Consider the following 5,471-nt stretch of genomic DNA (forward strand, 5'->3'; position numbering starts at 1 on the left):
TGCAACTTGGTAAGAAAGTCCGAGAAAAACTATGCATACTGGTATTTTCATCTTATTTTTCATAAATTACACTCTCACAATTTAAACTAAACAGTTTAGTTTAAATTTATGACTATGAATAATTAAGATAGTTCACTAAAATATCGCTCTCCATTACATTTGCAATACTAATGACATTAGGGTCTGCCTTAATGTCACATGACAATGAAGTTATGACTAATTTTAACTATATTTAATTAAAACGTGATCACTAGCAAAAAAGCCCCCCAATGATTGGTTATCCAACTATTGGGGGTCACTTCATTTAGGCAACCTTTTCATAACCAATAGCATTAGAAGCCTAAATTAAGACTTAATTTGGCCTTGTGGTCGTTATCATGTTATAATAAATTATTATTAGATGGAGAAATATATGTCATAACAAGTACCAGATAGGAGGCAAATTATACGGTTTGACCTACTGCTGAAAAATGGACGCGCAAAAGAGTGAGAAAAATGTAACTAAGTTACATTGCGCTAAACGTATTTAAACAATAACAAACCCCGTTTAAATGGTGAATATATGAATACAGAAACAGTTAGTTTCTTAAAGAAAAATGCAGCTAATTTACCTTTAGAGGAGCCATTGGTTATTACACGAAACGGTATGCCTGCATATGTGGTTGAGTCTTACCAAGAAAGGTTACGTAGAGATGAAGCTATTGCTTTGTTGAAGTTGGTTAGCTTTGCTAAGCAAGATGTGACTAAAAAACGTGTATCATCAATTGGTGACTTTAAAGAACGTTTAGCTTTACGTAAACAAAATTTAAAGGATTCCAATAATAATGAAAATACAAGAAGTACAAATTAATGTAACAGATACATTCGAGCAAACAGTTGAAAGCTCTATTACACACTTAACACCATGGAGTAGTGAAGAGCTTGTTATTAATAAAGTTGAAAAACTTATTGATGATTTTCAAGAGCAAGTTACAAGCAATCCCTTTATTTATCCTCGTTGTGCTGAATTGGCCGAATATGGGTCTTCTAATATAAGGGAGTTTAAGCGAAATGATTTTCGACTTTTGTATGAAATAACTCAGGAAACTGAGGATTTAGTTGTAATAGATATGTTATTGCTGCTAAGACAAAAGCAGAGTATTCAAAATCAGTTAATCGAGCATTGCCTGTTTTATAAATAGTTTTTAGAAGAGTCACTTTATGTGACTCTTTTTGCGTCTCACATTATTTATATCGAATTTATTTATCAAACCGCTCTCCACCAAAATTTATTCTTCGATATGTAATTATTTTGTAACTTCTATTTTAAACAATGAAAAATCAAATATAGATAGTGATATTAGGGTGTGCCTTAATGTCACGTGACAATAAAGTTATGACTAATTTTAGCGATATTTGAATTAAAGCGTGATCACTAGCACGACTAGGTTGGCAACTACTGCTATTCCAAAACCAATAAGCAGATAAAGCATTAGTGATTTTTGATAGCGAATATCGTCATGATAATCACTTTATTGCTCAATGAGAGTATTAGGCCGTCACGGTATCGATATTTACCCCAGAGAGCATGAAATAGGTAATTCCTGCGAGATATAAAGCAAGTCCGATAAATAAAGGGCTTCCACAGGCAACAAAGCTCATTTTTTGTTCATATTTAAACCTTTTGGTGATAAATGATATTTTTATTAATTTAGAAATGAGTGGATGTAAATGAGAAGATATCTAAAACAAAATATTCGTGTGATTGGGTTGGTTTTGGGTCTTACCATATTCATTTCAGTTGCCTATCATGTAGTTGAAGGCAAAATTGAAGATAAGTACCAAAAAGAACTCAATAGCCAAACATGGGGCAGCAAAAACTACGGGGTTAAAGTCGAACCTCTGACATTTGGTGAATGATTTATGTTAAGTAATTGCAATCATTGTGGAAGTCCTTTACCGAAAGAGGCGACAGTATGTAATAAATGTTTTGCTATTGATCCTTTTAATGAAGTTAAAAAAACAAATTCTTTGGGTTTTAGGTCAATTATTATTTGTGCTTACTTGTTGGTTAGCTATGAATTGGGTATACATAACTATTTTATTGCACTATTTAGATAATCCATAGGGACACATTATTTTTTGTGTCAACTTTTATTTTAGCCTTTTCATTACAAAACTTATGGTTCTCAATCTTTTTCCATAGTTCAGATAGATGACATTAGGGTTTACCCATTGGCGCATGACAATGAAGTTATGACTAATTTCAGCGAAATTAGAATTAAAACGTAATCGCAAGCAACAAAAAAACCGCTAAATTTTAGCGGCCTTTGCAATTATTACTTCGAAAGTTATGTGAAATTAACGAACATTCATTCCGTCGTATTAAGTACCGTTACGTTAAATTGGACTATGGTGAATCAATGAATTAAAACCTCGACACAACTTTCTTGAGCTCAATCAAAGAGGAAAGACTTGCCTCATGTTGTTTCTTGCTACTATCTATTAATTTGTTGGATTCTTGTACTTTGGTATTAATTGATACTATATTTTGATTAATTTCCTCGGAAACATAAACCTGCTCTTCAATTGCAACTGCAATTTGATTAGTTCTATCAATGGTATCTTGTACCTTTTCACTCAAAGAGGCCACGCTAACCATGGTTTCATCAATAACGACACTTGTAACTCTAGATTTTTCCATACCTTCATTCACGGATTGAACAGATTTATTACTGCTGTCAAATAAATTGTTGATAATATTTTCTATTTCAGTTGTGAATTCTTGAGTTTTTTGAGCTAAAGCTCGAACTTCATCAGCAACAACAGCAAAACCTCTTCCTGCCTCCCCCGCTCTGGCAGCCTCTATCGCCGCATTAAGTGCTAATAAGTTAGTTTGTTCTGCTATACCATTTATCCCACCAATAACAGTCTTAATACTATCCATATTTCCAGAAACCTCTTCTGACACCACTGATATATTACGAAGCTCACTAGCTAATTCAGAAAAGCTTTGATTTACTCTTACTAGCTGTTTCTGACATACCGTAAGTTCATCTTGGATGTGAATAGACGACTCTAAAGTATTTTGTGTATTCTGTGATATCTCACTAGAAGCAGATTGCATCTCATTGATAGCTGCGGCTACCATCTCAAGATCACTTTTTTGATTTTCCAAATGAGAAGATATAATTGAAGTAGATATCTCTACTTCGTTAGCTAAAGCAATACTATTGTCACAAGAGTCATTGACGGTGATGAGTACTCGCCCTTGTAATGCATTCGCATATTGCTTATGCAGTTTCATAACCAAACTGATCTCCGAAAAGTCATCGACTTTCCCAAAGTAAATTTGCTCCATTAAAGGGTTGTTAAATTCTTCACGAGCCTCTTTTCGCAACTTATCGAGTCTACGTGTTAACCCCCAAATGGTTAATGTGCTTCCTAGAAACAGAAAAACCAAAGTTTGAACTAATGAAGCTCGCTCATATGAAACGAGTCCATAACTCACCATGGTCAACAATAGGGATAAAAATGTGTAACGTTGCCAAAGCCGAGTTCGGGGAAGAAGGAGTTTCAATGGTGTATTGCCGTTCTTCAGAGTCCTATATACTTTTTCTGCTCTTTTTATATATTCCCTTTTAGGTTTAGATCTGACTGATTGATACTCAACAATCTTCCCTTCTTCTTTTAATGGTGTTACTAGGGAATCAACCCAATAAAATCCGCCATCTTTACGCCTATTTTTAACAATTCCCATCCAACTATCACCACTTTTAATGCAGTTCCATAAGTTTTCAAATGCGGCTTTTGGCATATCTTCGTGGCGAATGAGATTGTGGTATTGCCCAATTAAGTCTTCAGACAGATAGCCCGAAACCTCACTAAAGTGAGGGCTTGAGTATATAATCTTACTGGAGGTGTCAGTCAGAGATATCAGGTTGTACGAGTCAGGGTATTGATACTCATGTTCTTGCATAATAATAGTATCCAATTATTTTATTTTGAGCCTTGATATAAAAGGCAATCGATACAAAAGAACTTAATGTATTTATTAAGTCTCAGGTTGCTTACAAAAAACATTCTTAACAAGAATAATGAAATTAAAATGTCTACATATGCTCACTCTACCATTTCAGCTAACTATTTTTATCCCCGAGAAGACAAGAACAACAAAGACAAATGCGAATGAACCTAGCGGTTATAAACTCAATGAAAAAGGAAATTGTCACATAGCAATGTGACATTTCTAACTTGCGGTATCGTGTGACATTACTATATTGGGTTTACATTTGCGATGCGTAGTTCGAATATTATGTTTAATTAATGCCTACTTAAACTATGTGCAGTATTAAAATTTATAACTCATTCCTACCATAAATTGATTAGCATTAATTATAGGGTTGTTGATATTTCGGTATTCTACATTTAGTCCCAAGCCAGAATTGAATCTATTTTCAATTCCTAATGATGCCTCAAAACCCACATCTGAATCATCTTTAGATACGTTGTTTATAGTGTAATCAACAGTATAATTATTCGCCCCTAACTTTGTATAAATAAAACTATTTGATATCAATGGATATTGAAGAAACATACTAACTTTAGGTCCAGAAAAACTAGCATCTTTCACTTCAGCTACTTGACCAACAATAAAACTACCCATACCACCAACAGCAGCTGTCCACCCACCTTCAATACCAATATATGGATTAATCATATAGCGATAATAAGCATCAAGATTAAACGCATCACCATCGTTCATGGTTTGATTCATCTTGAATTCTTGAGTGCCGTAGCCAATTGCAGCACCAACAACATGCTCTGCAAATGAATGGGATGAAAATAAAGTTAAGCATAAAATTGATAAAGATATTTTTTTCATAAATACATCTCCTATTAGATTTATTGAGATTACTTATTAATCTTATTTTTAAAGCAACAACCTAACAAATAACTCATCATAAAAAAATAACCCGCATAACAATAATGAGTTAAATAACAAATACATCAAAAAACATTTATCTAAATATGCTTTAGTTACAGCAAATTTATCCAAAAACAACTCGCACCTTATCAAATACCACTTTAGGGTTATTTACATATTAACATAAGTATAACTTGCTTAATCCAAGTTTATTGAGCGACAATTAGAATGGCCGATTGATCTAATTGACGCGCTATAGCTGTGACATATGCAAACCTCATACAAGAACACTGAAATGTAAAACATATGTAATAAACACCTATTTATTAGCATTAGACAATGTATTAAATTCACATTCTGAAATGAAAATAACAATTTAAAGGTAACGTTCAATGAAAGAGCCAACTAGGCGACATTAGGGTGTGCCTTAATGTCACATGACAATTAAGTTATGACTCATTTTAGCGATATTTGGATTAAAATGTGATCACGATCTACTACTTGAAACGACCTTTTAAATACTTACGTTATAAATATCTCTAATGAGAGTATCGTTACTTATCTG

5 protein-coding genes are annotated in these 5,471 nt (G+C 33.4%); 3 read left to right on the top strand and 2 right to left on the bottom strand.

What is annotated here, in order from left to right:
- Nucleotides 1-562 precede the first annotated feature (562 nt).
- The 3 genes from PX700_RS21485 (at nt 563) to PX700_RS21495 (ending at nt 1,899) form a co-directional block, all read left to right on the top strand.
- Complete coding sequence (locus PX700_RS21485; protein ID WP_446701367.1) at nt 563-850, top strand: type II toxin-antitoxin system Phd/YefM family antitoxin; 288 nt, start codon at nt 563-565, stop codon at nt 848-850.
- A complete protein-coding gene (locus tag PX700_RS21490) occupies nt 825-1,181 on the top strand; it encodes a type II toxin-antitoxin system RelE/ParE family toxin (RefSeq protein ID WP_446701382.1) in 357 nt (118 codons plus the stop codon). Before PX700_RS21485 ends, PX700_RS21490 begins: the two co-directional genes overlap by 26 nt.
- Before the next feature lie 529 nt (nt 1,182-1,710).
- On the top strand, nt 1,711-1,899 hold the full coding sequence (locus PX700_RS21495; protein WP_446701364.1) for a hypothetical protein: 189 nt from the start codon (nt 1,711-1,713) through the stop codon (nt 1,897-1,899).
- Between the two features lie 508 nt (nt 1,900-2,407).
- Here the strand turns inward: PX700_RS21495 and PX700_RS21500 are convergent.
- A complete protein-coding gene (locus tag PX700_RS21500; protein WP_446701363.1) occupies nt 2,408-3,958 on the bottom strand; it encodes a methyl-accepting chemotaxis protein in 1,551 nt (516 codons plus the stop codon).
- 372 nt (nt 3,959-4,330) lie between these two features.
- The gene (locus PX700_RS21505; RefSeq protein ID WP_446704773.1) at nt 4,331-4,864 is read right to left on the bottom strand and encodes an outer membrane beta-barrel protein; all 534 of its coding nucleotides are present in this window, start codon (nt 4,862-4,864) and stop codon (nt 4,331-4,333) included.
- Nucleotides 4,865-5,471 lie beyond the last annotated feature (607 nt).

Source organism: Pseudoalteromonas sp. TP27 (genome assembly GCF_056470645.1).